This window comes from Reichenbachiella sp. (assembly GCF_033344935.1).
In the GTDB taxonomy this organism is placed as follows: domain Bacteria; phylum Bacteroidota; class Bacteroidia; order Cytophagales; family Cyclobacteriaceae; genus Reichenbachiella.
The window spans coordinates 1,177,959-1,204,495 of record NZ_JAWPMM010000001.1 but is presented as its reverse complement, the minus strand read 5'-3'; the positions used below and the strand labels follow the sequence as shown (position 1 = coordinate 1,204,495).

Below are 26,537 nucleotides of genomic sequence, written 5' to 3'. Positions count from 1 at the left end.
TATGCCAACAAAAAAGCCATTCCGATTTTCATCAGAATGGCTTTTTATTTTAAATCGAATGTCTACTTATCCGATCGTAATTCTTTTGAATTCTGCAACTGTCATTCCTTTGCTTACACTGTCAAGATATTGAGAGATATTTACTCCGCTATCTTTAACAAATGCCTGGCTCAACAATGTGTTCTCTTTGTAGAATTTGTTCAGTTTACCCATCGCAATTTTCTCTAGCATTGCTTCAGGCTTACCTTCCTGTCTCGCTTGATCTTTTCCGATCTCAATCTCCTTCTCTACTACTGTAGAATCAACACCGTCTTTATCAACAGCGATTGGGTTCATTGCAGCGATCTGCATTCCTACGTCTTTACCAGCTTCTAGTACGTCAGCTCCATTAGTGTTCTTCAACGAAACCAATACGCCTAGTTTGCTTCCCGCATGAATGTAAGGAACAACTGCTTCGCCTTCCATTACTTCATAAGCAACGATATCAAGCTTCTCACCAATTTTACCGATCAATTCAGTGATTTTGTCATCAAAAGTCAAATCGCCTTCAGCTTTCAAAGCTTTCAAAGCTGCTGCATCAGCAGGTTTGTTAGTGAAAGCAGCCGTAGCCAATTTTTCACCTAGAGCAACGAATTCTTCGTTCTTAGCTACGAAGTCAGTCTCACATGAGAATGCCACCAAAACGCCTACTGTGTTGTCTTCGTTAGTTTTTACGATTACAATACCTTCATTAGTTTCTCTATCAGCTCTAGAAGCAGATACTTTCTGACCCTTCTTTCTAAGAATTTCGATCGCTTTGTCGAAATCACCTTCAGCTTCTACCAAAGCCTTTTTACAATCCATCATACCAGCTCCAGTCATCTGACGCAGCTTGTTTACATCTTGTGCAGTAATTGCCATTATTAATGTATTTATGTCTTTTAAAATCGATTTAAACAAAAATTGAACACCGATGAGATCAATGTTCAATTTTCTTATATTGTGACGAATATTTACTTAGTAATTATTCTGCTGTCTCTACTTTTTCGTCAGCTGCTGCTTTTGCTGCTGCCTCTTCCTGATCCTTCTTCTCGTCTCTATCTTTCTTTCTTTCAGCAAGTGCTTCTTCCATCTCTTTGCCAATGTGATTGATAATCAACTGAATTGATTTGAATGCATCATCATTTGCAGGAATTGGGAAATCCACTTGATTTGGATCAGAGTTAGTATCTACCATCGCGAATACAGGAATATTCAATTTCTGTGCTTCTTTGATAGCGATATGCTCTCTTTTGATATCTACTACGAAAAGTGCTGCAGGTAATCTTGTCAAATCAGCGATTCCACCAAGGACTCTTTCTAATTTGATTTTCTCTCTGCTAATCATCAACTTTTCTCTTTTTGCAAGATTTTTGAAAGCATCATCTTTCAACATCTTGTCCATAGAAGACATCTTCTTGAGAGATTTTCTAATTGTTGCAAAGTTAGTAAGCATACCACCCAACCATCTATCGGTTACGTAAGGCATTCTTAATCTCTTTGCTTCCTCAGTTACGATTTCACGCGCTTGCTTTTTTGTAGCAACGAACATTACTTTTCGTCCTGATTTCACGATCTGCTTGAGTGCATTTGATGCTTCTTCGAGGCATTCAAGCGATTTATGTAGATCGATAATATGGATACCATTCTTCTCCATGAAGATGAACGGTGCCATACGTGGATCCCACTTTCTCGTCAAGTGTCCGAAGTGAACACCAGCATCAAGTAAGTCTTTATGCTCTAATTTGGCCATTAAGTTTACTTATATATAAAAATAAAATATGATTAACGCTTACTGAACTGGAACGCTCTTCTCGCCTTTCTTCTACCTGGCTTCTTACGTTCTACCATTCTAGGGTCTCTAGTCATGAAACCTTCTTTCTTCAATGCTGGTCTGTGCTCAGGGTTAACTTCTACCAATGCTCTTGATATAGCTAATCTGATCGCTTCAGCCTGACCTTTATAGCCACCGCCTCCAACATTTACTTTAAAATCAAAATTTCCATCTTCTTCAACCAATACTAATGGCTGCTTTACAATAGTTTGATAGATTTCAAATGGGAAATATTCTTTCAATTCCCTGTTATTAATTCTTACCTCACCTTTTCCAGGTGTCATAAACAATCTGGCTACAGATGTTTTTCTTCTTCCAATGGTGTTAGTTACTTCCATCTAGATTATAATTTTATCTCTTTAGGACTTTGAGCTTCGTGCTTGTGCTCAGCGCCTTCATATACAAACAAGTTACCAAACAAGGCTCTACCTAGTCTGTTTTTAGGAAGCATACCTCTCACGGCTCTTTCAACAAGAATAGTGGATGACTTAGCCAACACTTCGTTTGGGGTTTGCTCTCTTTGTCCTCCTGGATATCCGGTGTGAGAGATATATTTCTTATCTGTCCACTTTTTCCCAGTCATTTTCACCTTGTCAGAGTTGATAACGATCACATTATCACCACAGTCGGTATTAGGTGTGTAGCCCGGCTTGTGCTTTCCTCTTATCATCTTGGCCACTTCACTAGCCAATCTTCCCAATACTTTTCCATCAGCATCTACAACCACCCAGTTTTTACTGGCAGTCGCTTTGTTGGTCATCGCTGTTTTATAACTTATTGAATCCACTTTTTTATCGATTTTTTCTAGTCAAAATCCTACTCCCCTCAAAAAGGGACACAAAAATAGAAGTTTAATTTTTGAAATGCAAAGCCTTATGTAGAAAAAGACTGAATCTCACCAACTTATAGGATGAGATTGATATAAAACAAAAAAACCGAAAGACGAATCTTTCGGTTTTTCAATTTAATTAGGCATTAAGCCTTTTATAATTTTAGTTAGTAACTGTAAGTACTCCAGTATTTGAGTAAGTCAAACGTGTACTATCAATATCACTTTCATATCCGAATTCATCAACTGCAATCCAGAATAAATCATAGGCAGCTGAATCAGTAGACATTCCTTTAGCTAGCATACCAGAAGCAATCATATCGCTACTGAAGTCAGCTAAAGAAGCAGGACCAGGATTGTGAACACCAGCAGCAGTGGTATCACTCTCATAAGCCTCCTTAAGTAGGTAATGATAACCTGCTACACTAGAACTAGCATCTACAGATGTTGCGGTAATATCTAACCATCTCACATTTCCAACACCTGTTGGAGTGGTCTCTGGTTCATTAACCACAACAGTTGGCTCACTTGGTCCAGTAATATCAATTGTGAAACTAGCAGGATTCGTTAAGTCATTATATGGTTCATTTCCAGCTAAATCCAACAAATCAGCACCCACAACATTTACAAAATTCACATTCATTCCATCAGAGATACTATCAGGAATAGTCCAAGAAGCCGTCCAAGTAAGCATATCTTCAGTAACCAAACGAGCTGAATCAGTTTTCGCAGTTGCTCCAGCCACCATATCACGTGTATATGTATAAGTAACCCAAAGTGCAGTATCTCCTGCATCTTTCATTGAAACTCTCATAGCTTCGTTGAAAGTAACAGAAGCTGAAACATCGGTTCCCCAAGTAGCAGTTCCAGACAGATTAACACCTTCCTGAGTGAAGTCCTCCATAGAAGGCTGAATGTTATCAATAGTAAATAAAGCCACTTCAATAGTATCAGCTTTATCTCCACCGAAGGCGTCAGTAACTATAACATCTCTCAAATAAGCCATTGGCGTACCATTACCTACACCACCAGTTACACCTACAGTGTACTTGTCAGCGCTTCCAGCAATAGTTCCAAGCGTTTTAATCAAATCAGCATCTGACTTAGGATTCAAACCAAACAATGGATCTGAAGCCAAAGGAGCATCGAACGTAAAAGTTACAGTACCAGTACTGTCTTCTCTCAACATTCCATCCATATCATAAGATACAGTCACACCTGCACCAACAGAAGAAACACGTACATCTACATATCCAGACTCAGATCCAACAGTAGCAGTAATTCTTACGTCACCAGGGCTTAAGAATTCTACACTGGCAGTTGCACCATTTCCTGTAACCTCTGCCACTGCGGCATCACTTACAGTCCAAGTTGCAGACCCGGCGTCTCCTACGCTATACTCCTCAACATCAGTTGGAAGCGCCGTAGTAGCACCAGTCACATATATTTGAGGAATACCTTCCCCCGCAGGTAAATCGTCCTTACAAGCCACTATCGCAAGCGCAAGAAAGGCAACTATCGCTATATTAAGTATTTTTTTCATTTAATCTTTATTTATAAGTTAGTGATGGTTTATTCAATTTCTGGTTAAGTCTTAACCAGAAATTGAATAAACATAATTGGGATATCTATCTAATTAGTTGGCATCCCAAAACACCCTTGTATCCAATGCATTTGGTGATCCGCCATTCGCAGCAGCTAGATTTTCTCCATTGGTACCATCTTCAGTACTTGGGTACAACATTCTAGTAGGAATACCAGTCACTCCAGGAGCCATGTTTGCACTTGGTTCCAATACTGGATAATCCAACCTTCTCCATTCAGCATACGCTTCAACACCATTGGTGTAAAGAGCGATCCATTTTTGAAGAGCAATAGCTTGCAATTTTTCAGTATCACTAGATCCGTAAGCAATAGAAGCTCCGAAACCTGGGCTTGTAACACCCCACTGAGCCAATGAGTGATCAATGGCAGCTGCAAAAGCAACAGCATCATCACCTGTAGAGATATAATCTCTTATTAAGGCTTCAGCTCTGAAGAACTCTAGCTCTGCCATAGTAAATAAATAAGCAGGAGCAGTCGCTACATCTTCAATATCTGTATGAATATCAGAGGTAGAATTTTTCAAAGTAAATGCAGGTCCATCAGCCAAACCATATGGCATACCTACAATCTCGTCAGTTCCAGGAGCAGGCATTGCATATTTCGCCAATCTAGGGTCAGCCTGAAGATTCATTGCAGCAACCAATTCAGCAGAAATTCTAAAGTCATCTCTAACAGAAATAACTTTATCCTGATAAAAAGGATTTGCTACGTCTTGATTCGCTCCAAATACTAACATCACGTCAGAAGTAGGAAGTGGGCCAGAAAATCCAGCAGCAACTGCAGTTCCATTTCCAACTCTCATTCCTAATCTAATCAACATAGCATTACCAAACGCTTGCCAAGAAGCCATGTCGCCTTCAAATAAAATATCACCTGATTCGAATCCTTCTTCAGAGGCATCAATAGTACCAACTGCATTCGTAACAGAAGCAATCAAACTAGAGTAAATATCCGCCTGAGAATCATAAGCTGGGAAAGCATACTCTCCAGCTTGGAAAGCCTGAGAGTAAGGAATATCTCCCCATAAATCAGTAATAAACTGGAAAGCAAACGCCATATAGATGTCAATTACAGCCAACTGATTCGCTTTTACAGCATCAGACAAAGATTCATTCTCCTCTACTATAAGTCTCGCTGCTGCCAAATCATATAGACCACCTCTTGGTGCCGCAACATTTTGTCCAGAGAATAAATTTCCCCATCTGAAGTTAAAGTCAGATTGAGCAAAAGAATAACGCTGTTCTTCAGTATACTCATTTTGAGCCATATGTTGAACCATCAACTCGCCAAACTCTGAATTTAAATCTCTATCCCAATAGGTATAAGTAACATTAAAAATACCATTGGTAACAAGTGTACTTGCAGGTACTGAAATTGGAGAGTTTGGATCAGTATTGATCTCATCAAATCCATCTTCACACGCACTCACAAACAATGTAAGCATGGCAAGTCCTATATATTTTAATCTATTTATTATTTTCATAATCTTCTATTCTAAACATTAAAGGTTAAATGAAAGGTTGAACCCTACAGATCGAGTAGAAGGAACTTGAGCATTTTCAAGACCCTGTCGGTTACCCGTACCAGTCGATGCCTGTGGATCCAAGTATGGAAGATCACTGCTCAATACAGCCAAGTTTCTACCAAACGCACCTACAGTCAAATTCTTAATTGGGAATCCACCAAGAACATTGTTAGGAATAGTATAGCTCAAAGAAACTTCTCTCAACTTAACAAAACTTGCATCATAAACATTTGGTGCTGCTACATTCCAGTATGATTGGAAATATCCCTGTGCGCTTATTGGCGTAGTGTTTGCACTACCGTCAGCATTTACACCTGGGAAAATGTATCCATTTTCTCTGATATCAACACCGTCTTGCCATACACTTTCAGGAGTCATACCTGAGTAGTTAGCCCATTGCAATGAAGTAGAGTGAACAATTCCACCTTTTTGAAAGTCGATCAAAGCAGAAGCTGTAATACCTTTCCAAGTGAATGTATTTCTAAATCCACCAGTGAAATCAGCAATCGCTGTACCTAGGTAAGAATAGTCATCTTGAGCAATTGGAGCACCATCTGCGTCAACTAAAGGAGATCCATTTTCATGTCTTTCCCAATCTTGTCCATAGAGTCCCATGTAAGATTCACCCTTAACAATTCTTAAATCAGCTGCCCAAGTACTTCCTTGACTAATTTCATTAACACCTTCAGCCAAAGAAACAACTTCGTTGTTATAAGTAGCCATGTTAAAGTTTACATCCCACTGGAAGTCACCAATTTTCAAAGGAACAGCATTGATCATCAACTCAATACCTCTGTTTCTCATTGACCCAGCATTTACCCACTTAGCTGTGTAGCCAGTAGTGGCAGAAGAAGCTACTTGCATGATTTGATCATCAGTAGTTCTGTCATAATAAGCTAAATCAAATCCAACTCTATTATCCAAAAAGCTCATCTCCAAACCTACTTCAAATTCAGTAGTCAACTCATTAACCAAGTCAGGGTTATTTCTTGTATCAGGAACAGAGTATCTTGAGTAATCTCCAAAATTTGGAACTATTGGATCATATACATCGCTCAATTGATAAGGATCTGCATCATTACCAGCCTGACCAACAGCAACTCTCACTTTACCCATTGACAACCAAGAAGGCTGAACAACTTCTGAGAATACGAAACTTGTGGTTGCAGAAGGATAGAAATAAGATCTGTCCGTCTTACTCAAAGCTGATGACCAGTCATTTCTGGCTGTCAAATCCAAGAAAACAATATTTTTGAATCCAAGAGACGCAGTAGCGAACACTGAGTTAATTTTCTTTGCTTCCTCGTAGGTGTCAATTTTTGCAGCTTGAACTGAGTTGCCCAAGTTCCAAAAACCAGCTAGTGCCAAACCTCCAACAGTCTCATTAATTGTTCTGTTATAATTTTGCTTCATGATGTTTCCACCAAGACTAGCGCTAATAGAAAGATCATCCAACGTCTTGTTGTACATGATCATACCCATGTAATTCATTTCAGCAAAATGACGTGTAGTTTCTCTGTACTCAGACTGATCTACTCCACCTGGAGCGATTCCTTCATAAGCTTGTGAAGAATAACCATCTCTCATTACTTTACCGCTAACTTTCAAATCATCAGTGATATCATAAACTAGCTCCATATTTCCAAAGAACCTGTTACGATTATCCTTCTGAAGGTTTTTGTAACGTACCCAGTATGGGTTATCGAAGTAGTTTGGATGAGGATCATAGCTATCCAAATTACCGTCACCATCTTTAGTAATACCTCTGGCATTCCAAGTCTGTTGGGTGACACCGTCATCTAAGGTATAATCCTTCAATCTATCCATATCCAACTGTACTTGGTACCATTGGGTAAATGCTTGCATTGGGTTTTTGTTATCATACCCAGTTACGTTTCTACCTTTTACATCAGTATAAACATAAGATCCAGAAAAGTTAGCAGTCAACTTTTCGCTCAAGTTTTGAGTAGCACCAAAAGTAACCGTATTTCTACTCAAATTTGAATTTGGAAGTATACCATCTTGGTTAACGTTAGTGTAGCTCAATCTAAATGAACCATTGTCATGACCAGAAGTCACAGAAACAGAGTTATTCATAGTTACACCTGTTTCGAAGAAGTCTTTGTAACTTCCCTCAGGAGCTACCCATGGTCTAGTTTCACCATATGCATCATTGTTTTCATCCCATGAATCCCAATGTCTAACATATCTAGTGCCGTCATATTTAGGTCCCCATGAACCATCCTTACCGTATGCAGGCGCATAGTTCAATTGTCCATTTTCATAGAATTCGTTGAATCCAGATGCAGTGGCATATGAAGCACCTCCACCATATTCTCTTTGGTGATCAATCAATCTGAAGGCATTGTCGAAAGTAACTGAAGAATTAACGCTAACGCCTATTCCACTGCCTTTAGATCCTTTTTTAGTAGTAATAACAATTACACCATTACTACCTCTTGATCCATAAAGTGAAGTTGCAGCCGCACCTTTCAATACAGACATTGACTCAATATCTGCTGGGTTAATATCAGAAGCAGAGTTACCATAATCGTAAGTTCCTCCTCCGAAACCATTTTGCTGCGAAGAAGTAGCAAAGTTTCTGTTGTCCATTGGGACACCATCAACAACAAACAAAGGCTGGTTATTACCAGTCAATGAATTTGCTCCTCTGATTGTGATTCTTGACGAACCTCCCAACGCACCAGTAGTACCGTTAATTTGTACACCAGCTACTTGTCCTTGAAGTGCATTTACAATGTTTACTTCTTTAGCTTTGTCGATATCCTCTCCCTGTACTTCCTGAACAGAATATCCTAATGAAGCTTTTTCTCTAGAAATACCCAATGCCGTAACAACAACTTCCGTCAATTGCTGAGCATCTGGCTGCATAACAAGATCAATCACGCTTCTAGAGCCGATTTCAACTTCTTGTGTAGCAAGACCCACAAAAGAATAAACTAGAGTTCCACCTTCTGAAGGAACAGATAACTTGTAGTTACCATCCAAATCGGTAGTGGTACCGGTTGTTGTACCCTTAAGTACAACCGTCACGCCTGGAAGAGTAGAATCGTCTTCAGCCGACGAAACCTTACCAGAAACTGTCCTGTCCTGTGCTGAAGCTTGAACCATCAAGCCAGATACGAACAAGAAAATCAGTAATAGTTTTCTCATAATAAAATATGGTTTAGTTAAAAAATAAAATAAAAAATCTTCTCCCATCTTATGATGCTTGAAGTTGGTTTAATTCTTTATTTCAAAAAGCGAATTAACTGCTCTGAAATTGCTAATATCTCAATACAGCCAATTCTAGTAATGGCAATATTACTATTTTGGCAACATTTATGAAACTTTATTGATAATATTTAAACTGATGTTGCATTTGGCGACATTTCCAAAACAACCAGGAAAAACATAATATTTTTTCATTTTTCAAAAACTAATTGAACTTATTAAGTTTTTTCATAATTATCTTCATATCCTTTGGATAATCACACATTTTCGAAATAATATTTTTATTAACATTTGTTAGTTCAATTGAATTGGAATGCAGTCCCACACGATTGAACAATGGTCTTTCTTCTTCATGATCCTTTTTCTTGAAGTCTTTTTTTAGAGAAGAAAGAAAAATCGGTTCTCCACCATACATATTGTCCCCACAAATTGGAAAGTCAAGATAAGCCAAATGAGCTCTAATTTGATGTGTTCGACCTGTTATTGGTTTCGCCTCTACTAAGGTGTAGTTTCTAAAAAACTGCTTAGGTCGAATCAAAGTAATAGCTTCTTTACCTTTACGTTTATCAAAAATTACCTTTCCAGAACCTGAGGTTCTAAGTGGGACATCCACCTGTAACGATTCGTTCAGAAAACGACCTTTTACAATTGCATGATATATTTTCTCTACTTCTCTTTCTTGAAATTGTAGAGCGGCATGCCGGTAGGCTTCATCATTCTTGGAGAGAAGTAAAGCTCCGCTTGTTTCTTTATCCAATCTGTGACAAACCTGATAGTTGCTATCTATTGCTCTAAAAAGATTTAAGACGTTAGATTGATCATTTCGATCTTCAAGTGTAGACAGATGTGGTGGTTTATTAATAATGGTATAGTTTTCATCATCGAAAACTATCATATCTTCAGCATTCCAAACATTCTTCTTCATGCCGGCAATGTAGTTAGTGAATTCTAGGAATTAGAAAAGATATTCAAAAAAATCTACCTCGCTTGATAAAGCTCGAGTTCAAAACTAAAAGAAGAGCCCTGCCCAACATTGCTTACTACTTTAATTTCACTTGAATGAGCCTCAACAATGTGTTTTACTATAGAGAGCCCGAGGCCAGTACCTCCCTGCGCCTTTGATCTACTTTTATCTACACGATAAAACCGTTCAAAGATACGGTTGAGGTGCTCTGGTGGGATTCCAATTCCATTGTCCCGAACTGAAATATCAAGTTTTTCATTGTTTGGAGTTAATGTAACTGTTACCTCACCCTTTTCATCTGAATATTTAATGGCATTGGAGATGAGATTAACAAATACTTGATGAATTCTCTGATTGTCCGCCAAAACCAAAATTTTGTTTTCTCCTTCATTATTCAATTTCAAGGAGATACTTTTTTTTGCCGCACGATCTTCTAGCTGATCAAATATCTCCTCTACTACCTCACAAATATTTGTAGGCTCGAATTGCATGGTGATATCTCCAGCCTCCATATGCGATACCGTAAGCAGATCCTGAACCAAGGCATCTAGTCCATCCAGATTTTTTGCTGCTTTCCTTAAGAATTTCATTCGGATAGACTTATCGTCGATCGCTCCATCCAACAATGTATGCACAAATCCTTGTGCAGCAAAAATAGGAGTTTTCAATTCATGTGATACATCAGCCAGAAATTGTCGTCTGAATTTAGCCATCTGCTTAAGCTCATCTATTTCCGATTGCTTGACGTGTGCATAGGAGTAAATTTCCTGTTGTATTTGGTTAAGGGAGCTATGACCGTATGAACGTTCTGGCTTTAAAGTAGTCAGGTCATTGTTTCGAATTTTCTCGAACATCTCATAAATATTTCTCAGTTCTTTAAAGAACAAGAATTCGAGAACTACATTAATAAGAATGTAGCTCGTACCAAAACAAATAATTGGTACTAGCCAGAAAACGAAATCGGGAAGCTCTGGAATCAGAAGAAGACTAGCCCCTATGATAATCGCAATACTAGCAGCCAGTATCAGAGCAAGCCCTTTGGAATTCAATAACATTGAGAATAATTAGTCTAACTCAAATTTATACCCTACACCTTTTATAGTAGATATATAACCGTCACCAATTTTCTCGCGAACCTTTCTAATGTGCACATCAACGGTACGCGCCAATACAAATACATCTGTCCCCCAAATATTGATCAACAAATCGTCCCGACTAAAAACTTTACCCGGATGCTGTGCCAAAAAGAATAGGAGTTCAAACTCTTTCTTTGGCAAAGTGAATTCTTTACCGTTTTGAGATACTACATAACTCTGCCTATCAATCACCAAATCTCCGGCTGTGATTTTTTCATCCACATCCTCTTCCTTTTTGGATCTTCTGAAAATTGCATTGATTCGACTCATCAAAGCTCGAGGCTTGATAGGTTTAGTGAGATAGTCATCTGCTCCACTGTCGAAAGCAGCAATCTCAGAGTACTCTTCAACCCTGGCAGTAAGGAATAGTATAAAAGTATTAGCCAATGATTTAACCTCTCTCAACTGCCGACAGGTCTCGACCCCATCTTGACCTGGCATCATAATGTCTAAAAGAATTAAGTCTGGAACAAAAGATTGAGCAACCTCAACACCTTTGATTCCATTATCCGCTACCTCCACCTGATATCCTTCTTTCTCGAGATTATATTTCAAAAGATCCAGAATATCCACTTCATCATCTACTACTAGGATTTTTTTATTCCCTGACATAATTAAAATGTAATTAGCTTATGTTTATGAAATTCAGATTAATAATTTCTTCCTGCAAATTCCCAAATAATAATTACTAAATCAGCCATTCCTTAAAGACATAACAATTATTTAATACAAAGGAAATATAACTAAAGCCCATCACTATTCTTGACATAATACTTTATGAAAGCTTTCAGATCACCCTCAAACTCACCTTGAAGTTGCAAATCGAAAGATTCTTTCTTTGAATCATATCGCTCAAAAGCCATAAAAAAAGCATTATTGGGTAGTTTCTCTTCAAATCTGCCAATATAGATCTTAGGATTGTTGAACGGCATAGAATCAAGTGTCTCCACCCACTTTTTCATATACATTTCTTTTGATTTTACTTTTTCTGAAAAAGACATGTTTTCATTAAAGCTAGTATAGAGAATTTTCAAATCCGATACCCCATTTAAACAATGTTTAACAAAACTTTGCGTATCATTTTCTGACGCTTTGTAATCATCCAACAAAGTACTTTCTTGTCCATATTTATTAGTTAAAAACTGAAGAGCTCCCTGCTCACCAATAAATGATGCCAAATTTTCATTGAACGTTAATGAATCTTTAAGAAAAATGTTGGCATGAGTGATTTCATGTATAAATAATTCAGCCAATCTCCCTTCGCTTCGTTCTAAATTATTTGATAAAATCGGGTCTTGAAACCAGCCCAAAGTTGACCAAGCATTGACGGGCCTGATACGTGTATCATATCCCTTTTCTTTTAGCTTCTGTTCTTCATACTTTGCCTTTTCTAAATCAAAAAATCCTTTGTACGAAACATTTCCTACAATTGGAAATGACCACTCAATCGACTGTAATGCAAAAGGATCGCAAGCAGTAAGATTCCATAAAATATCTTCTCCATTTTGATCATAAACGGTAGTATATAGTCCCTCAGAGTCCAAGCCCAAATCCTCTTTGGCAAAAGCTTTAACCTCCTCAACAAGCAATAATTTTTCCCTTAACTTTTGGTCAATAGAATCCTTAAGCACTTCATCCACTGGCCTTGCATTCCAAAGCACCTCTAACTGCCCCTGCCCCTGCATCAATAAATAACTAATAAACTGTGCCTCTGAAACCACAAATAACACTCCAACTACCAGAATCAGCCACTTCAAATTTTTCTTCATTCTATTTGTCAAATCATGTTAAGTTGAACCGTTCAATCAGTACAATTATAGACTGCAACATTCAAAAGTGAAAGAAAAATATTTTACTAATTTTTTTAGCATTTTCTTTAATTTCTCAATTAAATGAATATATATTTGCTAATATTTTTATAATCAATGTCTTGTGCGGAATATTCGAATAGTCATTATTTTCAAATAACTTGCACTTCCATTTAGAACCTGAAAACAATCTCATCATGAGTGAAAATAACGAAAAATTAAAAGCACTTCAGTTAACTATAGATAAGCTGGAAAAATCATACGGGAAAGGTGCCGTTATGAAGTTATCTGACGAAAGCGTGATCGACATCCCTTCTATCCCTACTGGATCGGTAAGCTTGGATATAGCGCTCGGTGTTGGTGGTGTGCCAAGAGGTAGAATCGTAGAAATTTATGGCCCAGAGTCTTCAGGAAAAACAACACTTACCCTTCACTGCATTGCCGAAGCACAGAAGCAAGGAGGCATGGCAGCGTTTATCGATGCAGAGCACGCTTTTGATAAGGTATATGCAGAAAAATTAGGCATAGATACTGAAAACTTGCTCATCTCTCAACCTGATAATGGAGAGCAAGCTTTGGAGATTGCGGAACATTTGATTCGTTCTGGAGCTATCGATATTATTGTTATTGACTCTGTGGCTGCGTTGGTTCCAAAAGCTGAACTGGAAGGTGAAATGGGCGATAGCAAAATGGGACTGCAAGCCCGATTGATGAGTCAGGCTCTAAGAAAACTAACAGGTGCCATTAACAAAACAGGCTGTACTTGTATTTTCATTAACCAATTGCGTGAAAAAATTGGTGTAATGTTCGGAAATCCAGAAACAACTACAGGTGGTAATGCGCTCAAATTCTACTCCTCGGTTAGACTCGATATTCGCAGAATTGGTCAAATCAAAGAAAGTGCTGATAACGTTCTAGGTAACAGAACGAGGGTGAAGGTGGTAAAAAACAAAGTAGCTCCTCCTTTCAAAGTAGTAGAATTCGACATTATGTACGGAGAAGGCATATCCAAAGTCGGTGAAATCATTGACTTAGGCGTAGAGCTCGGAATTATCAATAAAGCAGGGTCATGGTTCTCCTACAAAGGCAACAAACTTGGTCAAGGTAGGGATTCCGTTAAAAATTTACTTCTTGATAACCCTGAACTGATGGAAGAAATGGAAATGGGTATCCGAAATAAAATCAATGGTGTTGAAGAAGAAGTACCAGCAGAAACAGAAGCATAAACTGATCAATTAAAGGATTTGAAAAGGAACGCCTCACAGCGTTCCTTTTTTTATTACCACGTGCGACAAAATAGGTTGGACATTACCTGCTAAAAAAAATGGCTATGCGCCGAAATTTTATAATTTTGCCGTTCAATTTTTTTAATGACGAGCAATGTCTATTTCTACAAAATACAATCCAGCAGAAGTTGAAGGAAAAATCTACCAAGAATGGCTAGATAAAGGCTTTTTTCATTCAGAACCAAATCCTGATAAAGAGCCCTATACTATCCTTATCCCTCCTCCAAATGTAACGGGCGTGTTACACATGGGACACATGCTGAATAATACTATCCAGGATGTCTTGATCCGGAAGGCAAGAATGGAAGGAAAAGAAGCTTGCTGGATACCAGGGACAGACCATGCATCTATTGCAACGGAAGCCAAAGTAGTGGGTATGTTGCGTGAAAAAGGTATCAAAAAATCGGATCTGACGAGAGAGGAATTCCTATCACACGCCTGGGAATGGAAAGAAAAATACGGCGGCATTATTCTGAATCAGCTACAAAGGCTTGGTGCTTCTTGCGATTGGGACAGAACGTTTTTCACCATGGATGAAAAAAACTCTGATGCTGTTCAAGAAGTTTTTATTAGCTATTTCAAAAAGGGATTCATTTATCGTGATTATAAGATGGTAAACTGGGATCCAACTGCCCAAACCACCATATCGAACGAAGAGGTAATTTATCGAGATGTAAACGCTGCACTTTATCATGTCCAATATGCCATTGAAGGCTCAAACGAATTTGTAACGATTGCAACTACTCGTCCTGAAACCATCTTGGGTGATTCAGCTATTTGCATCAACCCCAACGACGAAAGATATACACATCTCAAAGGCAAAAAGGCAATTGTCCCATTAGTGAATCGTGTCATCCCTATCATCGAAGACGAATACGTAGACATCGAATTTGGTACTGGATGTTTGAAAGTAACGCCAGCACATGACACCAATGACTATGATTTAGGGCAAAAACACAATCTGGAGACCATTGACATTCTTAATGACGATGGCACATTGAATGAAAAAGCTCAATTTTATGTAGGTGAAACCAGAGAAAGCGCTAGAAAGCTAATTTCCAAGGAACTAAAGAGCTTAGGTAGCCTTGTCAAAACCGAAAACCTAAGACACAAAGTAGGTTTTTCTGAAAGAAACCCAGATACAGCCATTGAGCCTAAGCTTTCTCTCCAATGGTTCGTAGACATGCAAAAACTGGTGACACCGGCGCTGGAAAATGTAATGAACGACAACATTGAATTTTTCCCTGAAAAGTTCAAAAACACCTACAAACACTGGTTAGAAAATATTAAAGATTGGCCTATATCACGCCAACTATGGTGGGGACAGCAAATTCCAGCTTACTACTATGGAGAAGACGGTGTGGCTGTGGGAAAAACACCAGAAGAGGCCTTAGAGATGGCCAGAAAGGACACTGGAGATGAGTCTCTTACTCTTGCTGACTTAAAGAGAGATGAAGATGTAGTAGACACCTGGTTTAGCAGTGCCTTGCTACCCATTTCAGTATTTGATGGATTCAGAAATCCAGACAATGAGGAATATAAGTATTACTACCCCACTCAGGTTCTAGTTACAGGATGGGACATTATCTTCTTCTGGGTGGCTAGAATGATTATTTCGGGTTATGAATTCGGTAAAGACAAGCCATTTGAAAAGGTATATTTCACAGGAATGGTTCGTGATTTGCAACGAAGGAAAATGTCCAAATCATTGGGTAATTCTCCTGATGCACTTGGCCTTATCGATCAGTACGGAGCGGATGGAGTGAGAGTAGGAATGCTATTGAGTTCTGCAGCCGGTAATGACCTTTTATTTGACGAGAAGCTTTGCGAGCAGGGCAGAAACTTCTCCAACAAAATCTGGAATGCCTTCAGGCTCATTAAATCTTGGGAAGTCCAGGATATTCCTCAGGATCCAGCGGCGGCCGTGGCGGCTTCTTGGTTTGAAAATAGATTTAATGAAGCGCTCCAAGAAATCAACGATCTATTTTCCAAATTTAGATTGTCAGAAGCGCTGATGGCGACCTACAAGTTGGTATGGGATGATTTCTGCTCTTGGTACTTGGAGATGATCAAACCAGCCTATCAGCAACCAACGGATCAAAAGACAGTAGATCAAGCCATTGGCTTCATTGAGCAATTGATGCGTGTTTTGCATCCGTTTATGCCATTTATTTCAGAAGAAATTTGGAAAAACATCAAGCAAAGAAATGAAGATGACTGTTTGATAGTCGCTGAATGGCCATCACTTGCTAAATTCGACCAGAATGAACTGAAGCAAACGTCAGAAATATTTGAAATCATTTCCAACGTAAGAAATGCAAGAAACAGCGTTGGAATTTCACCAAAGGAGATACTTGACTTGTTCATCAAAAAACAAGACACCTCTGGGTTCAACGCTTACGAAGTCGTGATAAAAAAACTAGCCAACGTAGGCTCGATTGCAGCCACAGACAAGAAGGTGGACAATGCAGCAAGTTTTATAGTAAATAGAACTGAATTCTTTGTGCCGCTGGGAGAGCATGCGAAAGCAGAAGATCAGAAAGAAGAGGCAGAGAAAGAAATAAAAAGACTGAAAGGTTTTATTATCGGCATTGACAAAAAACTCAGCAATGAAAAGTTTGTAAATAATGCGCCAGAGCAAGTAGTGGCCATGGAAAAAAAGAAAAAAGCAGATGCTGAAGCAAAAATTGCAATATTAGAAGCTCAATTATAATTTAAAGCCAAAAGCAGGTGTTTTCATTGGAAGTATTCTAATTTATAACTACTTTAAAGAAATATAAAAATCAATCCTTCTCAGAATGAATATTAAACGCACCATCCTGGCACTAGCCTTAGTCACTGCTTTTTCCTTGTCTTCTTGCACTGGTGAACTTGAAGCCGAGAATGCACAGCTGAAAAAGGAACTAGAAGAAACCAAACTGCAACTTAAGGAACAGACTAAACTATCTGAATTTGCTAAAGAGCAAGCTACTACAGCCAAACGCAGAGCCGATGAGGCAGAAAAAGCATTGGCTGATTGTAATGGAGAAAATTAATTCTTAGAATCTAGCAGCCATAAGTAAGTTAAGGTCTTTAAACCTTAACTTGAATTTTTCCGATAGATGATAATTGGTCATATATCCCTTATAAGTATAGACCCCCTTCATAAACCATTTATTTTCGAAGATCATTTGATCCACGCCACCATTATGTGCAATGCTGTTCAATATGGGTGTGAAAATATTGCTTAATACTTTCGTAGATGTTCTAGGCACTTTAGATGCTATATTGGGCACACAATAGTGCTTCACACCGAATTTTTCAAAGACAGGACTCTTAAGGTTAGTAGGACGAGAAGTTTCAAAACACCCTCCCTCATCAATACTCACATCGACTACTACAGCACTGCTTTTCATAGCCTTAACCATGTCTTCACTTACGATTTTCTTAAGTACGCCCTTATCCGCTCGCACTGCCCCAATCACTACATCAGCTTCCATTAATGCCTTCTTAAGCGCTACCTGATCTATCGTGGAAGTAAATATTGGAGACGAAAGAATATGCTTAAGTCGGTGAAGCTTGTATAAATGTTTGTCAAAAACTTTCACTGAGGCGCCTAGTCCTAGTGCCGTCCGAGCGGCATATTCAGCCACTGTACCTGCCCCGAGGATTACGACGTTGGTTGGAGGCACTCCTGTGATACCTCCAAGAATGATTCCAATTCCGCCTTGATTGGTAGTAAGATATTCTGCAGCGGTAGGTATGACCACAGCCCCTACTATTTCACTCATAGCTCTGACGATTGGCAGACCGCCTATTTGATCCTCTATGAACTCATAGCCAATGGACGTAGCTTTCTTTTGATTCAAAAGGGATAACCGTTGTCCGAGATCTTTGTCTGCATGAATAGTAGAGATAATGGTTTTACCCATACTCATCATTTCAATTTCTTTCTTGGTCGGAAACTCTACTTTGATGATGATATCAGATTTAAAAACCTCACTTGCACTCTTAGTGATGTTCGCTCCAGCTTCGGTATATTCTTTATCAAAAAAATTGGCAGCATTGCCGGTACCAGACTCTATGAGGACTTTATGCCCTTGATTGGTCAGCGCACCTACAGCCTTGGGAGTAAGCGGAACCCTGTTTTCATACGTTGAATTTTCCTTCGGAATACCAATATTCAAGGACTTGTTGGACGTTCGGATTGCCGCCAATTTTTCCTGAGGATACAGTTTTGATTCTTCTACCAGCGCGGATACGCTACTTCCCATTAAATGCTTATTCATGCTTACTAAGGCTGATCATACGATTCCTTTCAGCATCTAAGTTAATACTAATTTTTAGGTTTTTTTGCGGGGTCAGTGTGGGTATCTTCTCTGACCACTCTATAAAACATGGACGCCCAGAATAAAAATACTCATCCGCTCCAATGTCAATGGCCTCTACTTCGTCGTTGATCCTGTAAAAATCAAAATGATAAAACTCTTCCGCCTTTTCATTTTCATACACGTTGACTAGAGCAAAAGTAGGTGAACTGGTTTCATCTACAATTCCTAATTGTTTGCAGATGGCCTTAATTAAAGTCGTTTTACCAGCTCCCATTTCACCGTCAAAAAGCCAAATTGACTCATTGCCAGCGTACGCTATGATCTTCTGAGCGACTTGATCTATTTCTCCCAGGTCAGATAATTTTAGTTGCACTGTTTTTTTAACTCTTAGGTGTTAAATGAATCAAAGGAACAATCATTTCTTCCATCGAAATTCCTCCATGTTGAAAAGTATCCTTATAGTAATTCACAAAGTGATTATAGTTATTTGGATATACAAAGAAATCATCTTTCATTCCAAAAATATAAGAGCTTGAGACATTTTCCTTAGGTAAATGAAGTTCCTCAGGGTTTCTGCAGATAAATACACCTTCTGTATCATCCACATTTAGATTCTTTCCTACTTTATATCTCAGGTTCGTGTTCGTCTTTTTGTCTCCTACTATCTTGTATGGCTTCTTTACTCTTATGGTTCCGTGATCTGTGGTGATAATCACCTTCACGTCTTTTTGGGCCAATATCTGCAGTAGCTCCAATAAGGTAGAATGCTTGAACCACGATATAGTTAGAGACCGGTATGCCGGCTCATCTGGCGCTAATTCTCGGATCATTTTCATATCCGTTCGCGCATGTGATAATACGTCAATGAAATTATAAACAATTGCGTTCAAATCATTATTAAGCAGATTATTTACATTGGTTACAAGTTGCCTGCCTTGTTGCTTTTGCAAAATTTTGTGATAAGAGAAGCTAATGTCATGATTGTTTCTTTTCAAATTCCTTCTAAGAAATTCTTCTTCTTGCATGTTTTTTCCTTCCTCTCCATCTTCGGAAATCCAAATGTCGCTATGCTTTTTAGCCATTTCATCCGGCAGCATACCGCTAAAAATTGAATTTCTAGAATAAGCTGTAGTGGTAGGGAGCGTGGCATAAAAGGGCACTTCCTTTTCTACATTGTAGTATTCAGAAATGATGGGTTCAAGAATTTCCCACTGATCGTATCTCAAGTTGTCAATCAAAAAGAAAAAAACAGGCTTCTTTTCTTCGAGTAGTGGAAATACCTGCTCGCGCATGACACGATGCGAAAGCAATGGCTTCTCTGCATTAGGATCATTGAGCCAGGTCGGATAGTTAGAAGTAATAAAATCACAAAACTCAGAATTAGCTTCATCCTTTTGCATATTGAGTACCTCGGCCATAGCCCGCTCTTCGGTATCGTCTATTTCGAGCTCCCAATAAACCATTTTCTTATAGACGTCAATCCACTCTTGAAAATCGAGATTTTCATTTACCGCAGTGCTTATATTTCTGAAGTCCTGCTGGTAACTCATGTTCGTCTTTTCAGTCACCAAACGCTTGTTATCCAATATTTTCTTTACCGAAAGTAATATCTGATTTGGGTTGAGTGGTTTGATCAGGTAGTCAGCAATCTTCGCACCGATGGCCTCTTCCATGATATGCTCCTCTTCACTCTTGGTGATCATTACTACCGGCACATTAGGATGATGTGTCTTAATCTCAGCAAGCGTTTCCAAACCGGTCAGTCCCGGCATGTTTTCGTCAAGAAAAACCACATCGAAGACATTTTTATTCATTTCATCCAAGGCATCCGAGCCGCTATTGACTGGCGTCACGTTGTATCCCTTGTTATTCAAAAAAAGTATATGAGGCTTTAAGAGATCAATCTCATCATCAGCCCATAATATTTCATAATTTCGCATATTGTATATTTCTTTGAATAAATCGAATGTCTAACTTGACAAAGGTTCAAAATAAGGGAAACCGGACACAACTACCTACTAATCACATCTCAATTTGATGACGAACAAAAACAAAATCATAAATGATCCGGTCTATGGCTTTATCACCATCCCCAACGACCTGATTTTTGAAATCATAGAACATCCCTTCTTCCAACGCCTCCGTCAGATCAAGCAACTGGGTCTTACAAGTCTTATCTACCCAGGGGCATTGCATACTCGTTTTCACCATGCTATAGGTTCAATGTATTTGATGCAGCAAGCGTTGTATAGCTTGCGATCAAAAAGAATAGAAATTTCGGATGAAGAGTTCGAAGCATGCCTTATTGCCATTTTGCTGCATGACATTGGACACGGCCCCTTTTCTCACACATTAGAATTCAATCTGCTTAACAATGTGACTCACGAGAAGATATCCGTTCTTTTTTTCGAAAGACTCAACAAAGAGTTTAACGGGGCACTGACTACTGCACTACAAATATTCACTAACCAATACCCTAGAAAATTCTTTTATCAACTCGTTTCTAGTCAGCTGGATATCGATCGATTGGATTATTTAAAAAGAGACTCGTACTTCACAGGAGTGTCAGAAGGTCACATTGGATCAGAAAGGATCATCAACATGCTCAATGTGCATGATGATGAAATCGTAGTGGAAGAAAAAGGCATTTATAGTATAGAAAATTTTCTAAGTGCGAGAAGACTCATGTATTGGCAAGTTTATCTGCACAAAACAGCGGTAAGTGGAGAGGAAATGCTCATTAAACTCATTACCCGAGCAAAATATTTAACACAAAATGGGATTGAAGTAGAAGCCACCCCTGCACTAAAAATGCTGCTCGAACGAAATATCGAATTGAATCACTTTGAGGAAGATCCTGAGATTTTGGATTTGTTTGCACTTCTCGACGATAGTGATATTTGGGGCTCAATGAAATTTTGGAGAGAACACAAGGATACCGTACTATCGGGCTTAAGCACCAAACTCCTCGAACGAAAGATTTTCAAAATCATACTGGCCAGTGAAAAACCGTTAGACGAATGGACTGAAACCTTGAAGAGCAAGGTGAAAAACAAATACAAACTCAACGATGAAGAGTTGGAGTTTTATACTGGATCAGGTCAGATTAGCAATTCGGCTTATATTTCAAGTGGCCAGAAAATCAAGATTTTAACCAAAAAAGGACTTGTTCTGGACATTGTAAAAGCCACTGACCTACCCAACATTAAAGCCATGAGCAAGATTGTAACCAAGCACTTCTTTTGCTGGCCGGAGGTATGAGGGCACAAAGGTTTGACGTTCATCAACCCAACCATCACAGAATGGCCTCCTCACCCTATTGTGCAATCCAACTATTGAAAGCCAAGTCTCCCTTCTAACGCGAAGATTTCTCCATTCCGCTTGAGCTTCATTACGAAATGGCTTAGGTAGCAACCTTGACAAACAGAAGAACGAGCCATCCCGTAGCGAAGCGGAGGGATCTTCGTATTTATTACTTTTACTAAATTTGTAACCGTTCCATGCCGACCTACTTTACCTACATCACAACCAATTCTAATAAAACAGTCCTTTACACTGGCATGACCAATAACTTGGAGAGAAGGATTGTAGAGCACTTTAGAAACAAGGGCAGCAAAAAGTCGTTTGCAGGCAAGTTTTACTGCTACAACCTCATTTATTTTGAAGAATTTCCTCGAGCCATGCATGCTATCAAAAGAGAAAAGGAAATTAAGGATTGGAATAGAGCTAAAAAAGAAGCATTAATCAATCAAACCAATCCAGGTTGGAAGTCGCTAAACCCCATCATCATGGAATGGCCTCCCCACCCTGATGTGCAATCGAACTATTGAAAGCCAAGTCTTCCTTCTATCGCGAAGATTTCTTCGCTGCGCTACGAAATGACTTTGAGGGAAGACTTGACAATCATAATAAAAGCATACCATAGCACTGACGACAAACCAATATAATGATTCCCTTGATAGAGGATTAAAGTTTCAATAGATGTTTCACCAAGATTTCTCTGGTCATGTCTCACTGCGAAATGACTTGAATAGTAGCCTTGACAAGCAGAAGACCGAGCTATCCCGTAACGTAGTGAAGGGATCTTCGAAGTAAGATGCCCACTCAGCATCAAGAAGGTACGCTTTCGCAAAAAACTCTCACTGAATACCGCTGCCGTCTCTTTTTCCATACAGTGGGTTTCAGATTTAATCGTTTCTGTAGAGCGAAGATTTCTCCGCTGCGCTACGAAATGACTTGGGTAGCAGCCTTGACAAACAAAAGAACAAGTCATCCCGGAGCGCAAGTGGAGGGATCTTCGTAACATTTATGCAAAATCAAATTTCAAACAGTGCCTACGCATCTTGAAGAAATTTCCACTAAATTGCCACCTTCAAATCAAATCAAACAATTGTTAATAATATTAGAATGGAAAAAACCGAATCAGTAGTTCCGGCATATGACCCAACAATGCCAGCGGCTTTTGACATCAATCAAATCACAAAAATTTTACCTCACCGTTATCCTTTTCTCTTAATAGACAAGATCTTTTATAAGGACGATACCACTGTGGCGGGTATAAAAAATGTGACATTCAACGAACCATTTTTTCAAGGTCACTTTCCCGACAATCCTGTGATGCCTGGCGTACTTCAAATAGAAGCTATGGCACAAATCGGTGGCATTTTGGTATTGACTTCGGTACCCGACCCCGAAAATTACTGGGCTTACTTTATGGGTGTCGAAAAGTTCAAATTCAGAAAAATGGTATTGCCTGGTGATACTTTGGAGATAACTTGTGAATTGCTTGCCCCTATCAGAAGAGGCATTGCAAAAATGAAAGGTACGGCTAAAGTGGGAGGCAAACTCGTCTGCGAAGGAGAAATGACCGCCACTATCGTAAGAAAAGACGCTTAGTCTTATCAACTAATATCTTAATCCCTACTATTTCATTCAAACACGATCAACTATTGATCGAAATGTATGAAAGTGATTAGGTATAATATCCAAAATGATATATTTTTGATCAATTAGGATTTTAATTATTTTAAAACACACAACAACAATGAAACATTTTTTAAACATTTTAAAGTACTCGCTAGTTCTATCACTCGTAGTAACTATGGCGAGCTGTGGAGGAGGAGACGATGACGATGGTGCAGGCGATGTAGATGCTACAATCGCTATCGCAGAAGCACTTACTAAAGGTCAAGCATCTTTTAGTGATGTTACACCTCCAGATGGTGCTTCCACTTTAGAGTGGTCTACAATGACCTTGACATTTACAGGTGGAGTAGATGGCGGTAAATACACAACGACCAACTCTCCAAACACTGACGTTTGGCCTGCAAATGGTGACTGGGCATTTAAAGAAGGTACAGATGGCAAAGTAATTGTAAGAGATGGCACGACAGATGTCGCTGTTGCAGTTGGAACAACTCAGCTTGAAACCACTTTTACCGTTGTACAGCCTTCAACAGGAGGAAGAATAAAGCAAATAGGCGGAGAATGGGATTTTACATTCGCATTCCCTCAATAAAAAACATAATTATTCAAAAAAACCTCTTGAGCTAGCTCAAGAGGTTTTTTTGTGCCCATACATTTTCAAGCTGAATATAAAACTTGTAGCTTTAATAAAAGCCTATGATTATGAAAACATACCCACTCAGCAACGGAGATCAAATGCCAGCTCTCGGCCTTGGCACCTGGAAGTCAGAACCTGGCGAAGTTTACAAAGCCATTCGTACCGCCATATCTGTTGGGTATAAGCATTTTGACTGTGCCTATATCTATCAAAATGAAACTGAAATAGGAGCAGCGCTGAGTGACGCCATCATGACCGGCGAGGTGAATCGAGAAGAGCTATGGATCACCTCCAAACTATGGAACACCCATCACCGAAAAAACGATGTAAAAGAGTGTCTGGATATGACACTCAAAGCTTTACAACTTGACTACCTCGACTTGTATTTGATTCACTGGCCAGTGGCTCATCAAAAGGATGTCATCTTCCCTCATGAAGGAAATGGATTGATCAGTTTAGATAAAATCCCTCTAGAAGAAACCTGGGCGGGTATGGAAGAGATTAAAGAAGCTGGCCTGGCCAAACATATTGGTGTATCTAACTTCAGCGCTAAAAAAATTGCACAAGTCAACCAATCTGCCTCTCAGAAAATTGAGGTCAACCAAGTAGAACTTCATCCTTTGCTTCAGCAAAAAGACTTACTTGATTTCTGCAAAAAAGAAGAGGTTATTTTAACTGCTTATTCGCCCTTAGGGTCTAGAGACCGTATTCCTCAGATGAAGGCAGAGGACGAACCGGATATGTTCGAAATACCAGCAATACAAGCCATAGCAGAAAACCATAACTGTTCACCGGCTCAAGTGCTAATCGCCTGGGCTGTAAATAGGGACACCGTAGTTATCCCAAAATCTACGAATGAAGCACGTCTCAAGCAGAATCTGGAAGCTGCTAACATTAAATTGTCTGTAGAAGAAATGAATCAAATCAATCAATTGGACAGGCATTTTCGATATGTGACTGGGACATTTTTTGCCTTACCTGGATCTGATTACACACTGGCCAATCTCTGGGATGAATAGGCCTTAAGGTAGATAGGCCATTCAACATCCACCGATTGGTGAAAATTATTTTACATTCAGAGTCTCATTCCTGCCATTGAGCGAATAGCTTTTTTTCTAAAACTCGTATGATTTACCTTCATTATTGAAGGCATGGTTATTCCATTTTTCATTCTAAAAAATCATACATGAATTATTCAAAACATTTATTTTTCATCGGTATTGCCATATTTTGGGCTGCCTGTAGCCCGAAAGAATCAGCAGTACAAGATATGCCAGAAGACACTAAGCCATCTCTGGACATCATCGCTTATTACAGCGGACCCGGTTCAGAAATCGGCGACTATCCGATCGACAAGCTGGATCAGATCATATTCAGTTTCATGCACCTCAAAGGCAATCAACTTACTATCGACAATGCTGAAGACAGTATTTCATTGCTACAGATTACTTCACTAAAAGAGCAATACCCAGACCTGAAAGTATTGGTATCTCTAGGCGGATGGGGTGGTTGTGAAACCTGCTCTCCCGTTTTCTCGACTGATGAGAATAGAAAAGTATTCGCAGCGTCGGTTGTCAACGTACTAAAACAGTACAACGCGGATGGTATAGATCTAGACTGGGAGTATCCGGCCATTGAAGGTTTTCCGGGGCATGAATACAAACCGGAAGACAAACAAAACTTCACGGCATTGGTTCAGGAACTTCGTGCAGCTATGGGCGAAGGCTACGAGCTCAGTTTTGCTGCCGGTGGTTTTGATAAATTTCTTATTGAATCTGTGGAATGGGATAAAGTAATGCCTTTATTCAATAGAGTCAATCTAATGTCCTATGACCTGATCAATGGCTTCAGTACAGAGACTGGACATCATACGGCTTTGTATTCCAACCCATTGCAAGAAGTATCCACAGACTATGCCGTTCAGTTTTTAGACTCCATCGGTGTTCCATTGAACAAAATTGTCATTGGCGCGGCTTTTTATGCCCGTGTTTGGGAAAATGTACCAAAAGAAAATAATGGCCTCTATCAATCTGGAAAGTTTCTAAAGGGAATTGGCTATCCAAATTTGGACAGCACACTTTCTGCTGACAATGGTTTTCAAACCTATTGGGATAGTGTAAGCATGGCGCCGTATGCCTATAGTGAAACTCTGCACCAATTTGCCACCTATGACAATCCTCAATCTGTGGAAACCAAGGTAAAATATGTGAAAGACAAAAAATTAGGGGGCATTATGTTTTGGGAACTGAGAAACGATAAAAAACAAAATGGTTTGTTGGATGCCATGTACAAAGCAGCAAATAACTAAACTCAACGCCGAAAATATCCGACATATATTGTCACACTTTGCAAAGCCAAATCAAATTATTGATTTGGCTTTACTTTTCTAGCCCAATTCTTTTAAATTGCCCCTTTAGTAAAGAGA

General features: G+C 39.1%; 22 protein-coding genes and 1 pseudogene. 9 read left to right on the top strand and 14 right to left on the bottom strand.

Translation table 11 applies throughout. The annotated features are described in order from the left end of the window. Window positions 1-66: 66 nt before the first annotated feature. The 11 genes from tsf to R8N23_RS05140 form a co-directional block, all read right to left on the bottom strand. The gene (tsf, locus tag R8N23_RS05190; RefSeq protein ID WP_318170503.1) at window positions 67-900 is read right to left on the bottom strand and encodes a translation elongation factor Ts; all 834 of its coding nucleotides are present in this window, start codon (window positions 898-900) and stop codon (window positions 67-69) included. Window positions 901-1,003: 103 nt separating this feature from the next. After that, window positions 1,004-1,771, bottom strand: coding sequence for a 30S ribosomal protein S2 (gene rpsB / locus R8N23_RS05185; RefSeq protein WP_084371631.1), 768 nt, complete (start codon window positions 1,769-1,771; stop codon window positions 1,004-1,006). 32 nt (window positions 1,772-1,803) lie between these two features. Next, window positions 1,804-2,190 (bottom strand): 30S ribosomal protein S9, encoded by a 387-nt coding sequence (gene rpsI, locus R8N23_RS05180; RefSeq protein ID WP_318170502.1) that lies wholly within the window; start codon window positions 2,188-2,190, stop codon window positions 1,804-1,806. A gap of 5 nt (window positions 2,191-2,195) precedes the next feature. After that, window positions 2,196-2,639 (bottom strand): 50S ribosomal protein L13, encoded by a 444-nt coding sequence (rplM, locus tag R8N23_RS05175; protein ID WP_318170501.1) that lies wholly within the window; start codon window positions 2,637-2,639, stop codon window positions 2,196-2,198. Between the two features lie 205 nt (window positions 2,640-2,844). Next, complete coding sequence (locus R8N23_RS05170) at window positions 2,845-4,224, bottom strand: Ig-like domain-containing protein (RefSeq protein ID WP_318170500.1); 1,380 nt, start codon at window positions 4,222-4,224, stop codon at window positions 2,845-2,847. Window positions 4,225-4,317: 93 nt separating this feature from the next. Then, a complete protein-coding gene (locus tag R8N23_RS05165) occupies window positions 4,318-5,769 on the bottom strand; it encodes a SusD/RagB family nutrient-binding outer membrane lipoprotein (RefSeq protein ID WP_318170499.1) in 1,452 nt (483 codons plus the stop codon). A gap of 18 nt (window positions 5,770-5,787) precedes the next feature. Beyond that, window positions 5,788-8,985 (bottom strand): SusC/RagA family TonB-linked outer membrane protein, encoded by a 3,198-nt coding sequence (locus R8N23_RS05160; RefSeq protein WP_318170498.1) that lies wholly within the window; start codon window positions 8,983-8,985, stop codon window positions 5,788-5,790. A 265-nt stretch (window positions 8,986-9,250) separates the two neighbouring features. Further along, the gene (locus tag R8N23_RS05155; RefSeq protein WP_318170497.1) at window positions 9,251-9,970 is read right to left on the bottom strand and encodes an RNA pseudouridine synthase; all 720 of its coding nucleotides are present in this window, start codon (window positions 9,968-9,970) and stop codon (window positions 9,251-9,253) included. A gap of 53 nt (window positions 9,971-10,023) precedes the next feature. Continuing rightward, complete coding sequence (locus tag R8N23_RS05150; RefSeq protein WP_318170496.1) at window positions 10,024-11,064, bottom strand: sensor histidine kinase; 1,041 nt, start codon at window positions 11,062-11,064, stop codon at window positions 10,024-10,026. A gap of 9 nt (window positions 11,065-11,073) precedes the next feature. Continuing rightward, window positions 11,074-11,757: a response regulator transcription factor gene (locus R8N23_RS05145; RefSeq protein WP_318170495.1), complete on the bottom strand. Its 684-nt coding sequence runs from the start codon at window positions 11,755-11,757 to the stop codon at window positions 11,074-11,076. A 131-nt stretch (window positions 11,758-11,888) separates the two neighbouring features. Beyond that, window positions 11,889-12,914, bottom strand: coding sequence for an aminopeptidase (locus R8N23_RS05140; protein ID WP_318170494.1), 1,026 nt, complete (start codon window positions 12,912-12,914; stop codon window positions 11,889-11,891). Window positions 12,915-13,150: 236 nt separating this feature from the next. On the opposite strand from R8N23_RS05140, the gene recA reads away from it, so the two are divergent. The 3 genes from recA (at window position 13,151) to R8N23_RS05125 (ending at window position 17,274) form a co-directional block, all read left to right on the top strand. Next, window positions 13,151-14,179, top strand: a complete 1,029-nt coding sequence (gene recA, locus R8N23_RS05135; protein WP_318170493.1) for a recombinase RecA — start codon at window positions 13,151-13,153, stop codon at window positions 14,177-14,179. Window positions 14,180-14,333: 154 nt separating this feature from the next. Beyond that, complete coding sequence (locus tag R8N23_RS05130) at window positions 14,334-16,952, top strand: valine--tRNA ligase (protein ID WP_318170492.1); 2,619 nt, start codon at window positions 14,334-14,336, stop codon at window positions 16,950-16,952. An 85-nt stretch (window positions 16,953-17,037) separates the two neighbouring features. After that, window positions 17,038-17,274, top strand: a complete 237-nt coding sequence (locus R8N23_RS05125; RefSeq protein WP_318170491.1) for a hypothetical protein — start codon at window positions 17,038-17,040, stop codon at window positions 17,272-17,274. A gap of 3 nt (window positions 17,275-17,277) precedes the next feature. Here R8N23_RS05125 and R8N23_RS05120 read toward each other — a convergent pair whose 3' ends face one another. Genes R8N23_RS05120 through R8N23_RS05110 form a run of 3 tightly spaced genes read right to left on the bottom strand, consistent with a single transcriptional unit; the run spans window position 17,278 to window position 20,489 of the window. Further along, window positions 17,278-18,507: an alanine dehydrogenase gene (locus R8N23_RS05120; protein WP_318170490.1), complete on the bottom strand. Its 1,230-nt coding sequence runs from the start codon at window positions 18,505-18,507 to the stop codon at window positions 17,278-17,280. Then, the gene (gene tsaE, locus R8N23_RS05115) at window positions 18,500-18,922 is read right to left on the bottom strand and encodes a tRNA (adenosine(37)-N6)-threonylcarbamoyltransferase complex ATPase subunit type 1 TsaE (protein WP_318170489.1); all 423 of its coding nucleotides are present in this window, start codon (window positions 18,920-18,922) and stop codon (window positions 18,500-18,502) included. Before tsaE ends, R8N23_RS05120 begins: the two co-directional genes overlap by 8 nt. Window positions 18,923-18,929: 7 nt before the next feature. Continuing rightward, window positions 18,930-20,489: a PglZ domain-containing protein gene (locus R8N23_RS05110; RefSeq protein ID WP_318170488.1), complete on the bottom strand. Its 1,560-nt coding sequence runs from the start codon at window positions 20,487-20,489 to the stop codon at window positions 18,930-18,932. A gap of 97 nt (window positions 20,490-20,586) precedes the next feature. On the opposite strand from R8N23_RS05110, the gene R8N23_RS05105 reads away from it, so the two are divergent. From R8N23_RS05105 to R8N23_RS05080, 6 genes and pseudogenes are all read left to right on the top strand, one after another. Continuing rightward, window positions 20,587-21,810: an HD domain-containing protein gene (locus tag R8N23_RS05105; RefSeq protein WP_318170487.1), complete on the top strand. Its 1,224-nt coding sequence runs from the start codon at window positions 20,587-20,589 to the stop codon at window positions 21,808-21,810. A gap of 239 nt (window positions 21,811-22,049) precedes the next feature. Then, complete coding sequence (locus R8N23_RS05100; protein ID WP_318170486.1) at window positions 22,050-22,379, top strand: GIY-YIG nuclease family protein; 330 nt, start codon at window positions 22,050-22,052, stop codon at window positions 22,377-22,379. Between the two features lie 598 nt (window positions 22,380-22,977). Beyond that, window positions 22,978-23,445, top strand: a pseudogene (gene fabZ / locus R8N23_RS05095) (3-hydroxyacyl-ACP dehydratase FabZ); the annotation flags it as partial. Window positions 23,446-23,593: 148 nt separating this feature from the next. Further along, window positions 23,594-24,067 (top strand): hypothetical protein, encoded by a 474-nt coding sequence (locus tag R8N23_RS05090; RefSeq protein ID WP_318170485.1) that lies wholly within the window; start codon window positions 23,594-23,596, stop codon window positions 24,065-24,067. Between the two features lie 110 nt (window positions 24,068-24,177). Further along, window positions 24,178-25,131, top strand: a complete 954-nt coding sequence (locus R8N23_RS05085; protein ID WP_318170484.1) for an aldo/keto reductase — start codon at window positions 24,178-24,180, stop codon at window positions 25,129-25,131. Window positions 25,132-25,298: 167 nt separating this feature from the next. Then, window positions 25,299-26,420 carry a glycoside hydrolase family 18 protein gene (locus tag R8N23_RS05080; RefSeq protein WP_318170483.1) on the top strand — a complete coding sequence of 374 codons (1,122 nt, stop codon included), beginning with the start codon at window positions 25,299-25,301 and terminating at the stop codon, window positions 26,418-26,420. The last annotated feature ends 117 nt before the right edge of the window (window positions 26,421-26,537 follow it).

What these genes read in the sequence shown, in the direction of transcription:
- R8N23_RS05100 (WP_318170486.1), top strand. Translation starts at nt 22,050, where the DNA reads ATGCCGACCTACTTTACCTACATCACAACCAATTCTAATAAAACAGTC.
- R8N23_RS05080 (WP_318170483.1), top strand. Translation starts at nt 25,299, where the DNA reads ATGAATTATTCAAAACATTTATTTTTCATCGGTATTGCCATATTTTGG.
- R8N23_RS05140 (WP_318170494.1), bottom strand. Translation starts at nt 12,914, where the DNA reads ATGAAGAAAAATTTGAAGTGGCTGATTCTGGTAGTTGGAGTGTTATTT.
- R8N23_RS05160 (WP_318170498.1), bottom strand. Translation starts at nt 8,985, where the DNA reads ATGAGAAAACTATTACTGATTTTCTTGTTCGTATCTGGCTTGATGGTT.
- recA (WP_318170493.1), top strand. Translation starts at nt 13,151, where the DNA reads ATGAGTGAAAATAACGAAAAATTAAAAGCACTTCAGTTAACTATAGAT.
- tsf (WP_318170503.1), bottom strand. Translation starts at nt 900, where the DNA reads ATGGCAATTACTGCACAAGATGTAAACAAGCTGCGTCAGATGACTGGA.
- R8N23_RS05170 (WP_318170500.1), bottom strand. Translation starts at nt 4,224, where the DNA reads ATGAAAAAAATACTTAATATAGCGATAGTTGCCTTTCTTGCGCTTGCG.
- R8N23_RS05150 (WP_318170496.1), bottom strand. Translation starts at nt 11,064, where the DNA reads ATGTTATTGAATTCCAAAGGGCTTGCTCTGATACTGGCTGCTAGTATT.
- R8N23_RS05145 (WP_318170495.1), bottom strand. Translation starts at nt 11,757, where the DNA reads ATGTCAGGGAATAAAAAAATCCTAGTAGTAGATGATGAAGTGGATATT.
- R8N23_RS05155 (WP_318170497.1), bottom strand. Translation starts at nt 9,970, where the DNA reads ATGAAGAAGAATGTTTGGAATGCTGAAGATATGATAGTTTTCGATGAT.
- R8N23_RS05105 (WP_318170487.1), top strand. Translation starts at nt 20,587, where the DNA reads ATGACGAACAAAAACAAAATCATAAATGATCCGGTCTATGGCTTTATC.
- R8N23_RS05125 (WP_318170491.1), top strand. Translation starts at nt 17,038, where the DNA reads ATGAATATTAAACGCACCATCCTGGCACTAGCCTTAGTCACTGCTTTT.
- R8N23_RS05085 (WP_318170484.1), top strand. Translation starts at nt 24,178, where the DNA reads ATGAAAACATACCCACTCAGCAACGGAGATCAAATGCCAGCTCTCGGC.
- R8N23_RS05090 (WP_318170485.1), top strand. Translation starts at nt 23,594, where the DNA reads ATGAAACATTTTTTAAACATTTTAAAGTACTCGCTAGTTCTATCACTC.
- R8N23_RS05165 (WP_318170499.1), bottom strand. Translation starts at nt 5,769, where the DNA reads ATGAAAATAATAAATAGATTAAAATATATAGGACTTGCCATGCTTACA.
- R8N23_RS05120 (WP_318170490.1), bottom strand. Translation starts at nt 18,507, where the DNA reads ATGAATAAGCATTTAATGGGAAGTAGCGTATCCGCGCTGGTAGAAGAA.
- rpsB (WP_084371631.1), bottom strand. Translation starts at nt 1,771, where the DNA reads ATGGCCAAATTAGAGCATAAAGACTTACTTGATGCTGGTGTTCACTTC.
- rpsI (WP_318170502.1), bottom strand. Translation starts at nt 2,190, where the DNA reads ATGGAAGTAACTAACACCATTGGAAGAAGAAAAACATCTGTAGCCAGA.
- R8N23_RS05110 (WP_318170488.1), bottom strand. Translation starts at nt 20,489, where the DNA reads ATGCGAAATTATGAAATATTATGGGCTGATGATGAGATTGATCTCTTA.
- R8N23_RS05130 (WP_318170492.1), top strand. Translation starts at nt 14,334, where the DNA reads ATGTCTATTTCTACAAAATACAATCCAGCAGAAGTTGAAGGAAAAATC.